Source organism: Chamaesiphon sp. OTE_20_metabat_361, from assembly GCF_031364565.1.
The window spans coordinates 1-2,053 of sequence record NZ_JANLWO010000700.1; the positions used below are offsets into that span (position 1 = coordinate 1).

2 protein-coding genes are annotated in these 2,053 nt (G+C 51.8%); both read left to right on the forward strand.

The genetic code is table 11. From position 1 onward, the window contains the following. The first annotated feature begins 32 nt into the window (after positions 1-32). Positions 33-1,064 carry a pyruvate dehydrogenase (acetyl-transferring) E1 component subunit alpha gene (gene pdhA / locus RMO35_RS19780; protein ID WP_309743453.1) on the forward strand — a complete coding sequence of 344 codons (1,032 nt, stop codon included), beginning with the start codon at positions 33-35 and terminating at the stop codon, positions 1,062-1,064. 666 nt (positions 1,065-1,730) lie between these two features. Continuing rightward, the coding region (locus tag RMO35_RS19785) for a hypothetical protein (RefSeq protein WP_309743455.1) at positions 1,731-2,053 on the forward strand (323 nt) is incomplete at its 3' end.

Genomic DNA, 2,053 nt, shown 5'->3' on the forward strand with positions numbered 1-2,053 from the left:
TCGATCGCACACAAGTGGATAAAACAAACTAAATGGTTCAAGAGAGAACTTTACCCGCATTTGAGCCAAAGTCGGGAGAAATCACTAAAGCAGAAGGCTTGATGTTGTACCGCGACACGATCCTCGGTCGGTTCTTTGAGGATAAATGTGCAGAGATGTACTATCGGGGCAAAATGTTTGGTTTTGTCCACCTGTATAACGGTCAAGAAGCGGTCTCCTCTGGCGTAATTAAAGCGATGCGTCCGGGACAAGACTATGTTTCTAGTACTTATCGCGATCACGTCCACGCTCTCAGTGCTGGCGTACCCGCCCGCGAGGTGATGGCGGAGTTATTTGGCAAGGAGACTGGCTGTAGCAAAGGGCGCGGCGGCTCGATGCACATGTTTTCTAAGGAGCATCGGTTACTCGGCGGTTATGCTTTTGTTGCCGAGGGGATTCCCGTGGCGACTGGAGCGGCTTTTGCGAGTAAATATCGCCGCGATGCGCTCGGCGATGCGAGTTCGGATCTGGTTTCGGCTTGCTTCTTTGGCGATGGGGCTGCCAATAACGGTCAGTTCTTTGAATGCCTGAACATGGCGGCGCTATGGAAGTTGCCGATGCTCTATGTCGTCGAAAATAATAAGTGGGCGATCGGGATGTCTCACGAACGGGCGACATCGGTACCGGAAATCTATACCAAGGGTGCTGCCTTTGGGATGCACGGCGTTCAAGTCGATGGGATGGATGTCTTAGCCGTCTACAGCGTCGCTAAGGAGGCAGTCGCTCGCGCCCGTGCGGGGGAAGGGCCGACCCTAATTGAAGCCCTGACGTACCGTTTTCGCGGTCATTCCTTGGCAGATCCCGACGAGCTACGTCCGAAGGAAGAAAAAGAGTTCTGGTTTGCTCGCGATCCGATTAAAAAGTTGGCAAATTATTTAATTGCCGAAGGGTTAGTTACTACTGAAGAACTAGCCGCACTCGATCGCGAAGTGCAGGCAATAGTCGATGATTCGGTCGAGTTTGCGGAAAATAGTCCCGAACCCGATCCGAGCGAATTGCGGCGCTATATCTTTGCTGAAGATTAGTCGATCGAGCGGTTGCTTCTAGTGAGAGGATGTTTGAAAAGTTTTATTGGCTTCGATCGTAGATCTAAATCCCCCTGCTTGGTGCGCTGTCTTGTCTCGCATAATCCGGGCGGTAACCTCCCGGATTATGCGAGCCGCTGTCTTGACCCAAACGCTATTCACGAGGGAACCGTCTAGCGACACGTCTTCGCCTACAGCGCGATTTGGGTCGCTAACCCGTCGGGGAACAGAGGCGCAGCTTAGCATCCGCTAAATCCCCCTTAAAAAGCGGATGCAACCACGCGGAGGTTCCCGACCCATGGCTTGCACCAAGCAGGGGGACTTTAAATCCGGTTCCCCCCTTGAAAAGGGGGGCTAGCGGCTCGCGCACGCCTCTGTTTCCCGACGGTTTAGCGAGACAAGACAGGGGGGATTTCTAGGGTTTACGAATGCTAATCTATACTTTTCAAACAGCCTCTTAGAAGCAACTGCTATTTACCAGCCCGCCATCCCCCAAAAGCAGTCAAAATAGCAGCTACCAATATTCCTAATTCGGGCGATAGTTGGAGTCGATCGATGTACAAAAAATTGCCCCAATTGCTATTAATATTATGTAGTAGTTGAGCTCGCTCCCCGATCGAGACGGCACAGAGTCAGCCCCTGACGAAACTACCCAGCCTCGCACCCGTGATGCAAGCGAGTACCATCGAAATCCACAATGATTGGAATGGCTACTCAGACATCACTCCAGTTTTGCGTCACTATAAACTCCGCCGCCACCAGGAAAAATTAGTCGGTAATGCCTACATTGCGATCGGTGGTTATGGTGCAGCCGGAATTCATCAACAGCAGACAAAAAAGATCGCGATCCCTGCGGCGATCGGTGCCAAATTCTTGGCAACTTTAGCGCAAACACCGATCCAAGTCGGCAGCTATCAGCCCAAGCTCGATCGCCGCGACGATTATCCGTCGATTAAAATTAAACTGCAAATGGATCGGCAACAAGTGAC

Bases quoted from the DNA above. Each gene is read 5' to 3' on its own strand.
- pdhA (WP_309743453.1), top strand. From the start codon at position 33: ATGGTTCAAGAGAGAACTTTACCCGCATTTGAGCCAAAGTCGGGAGAA.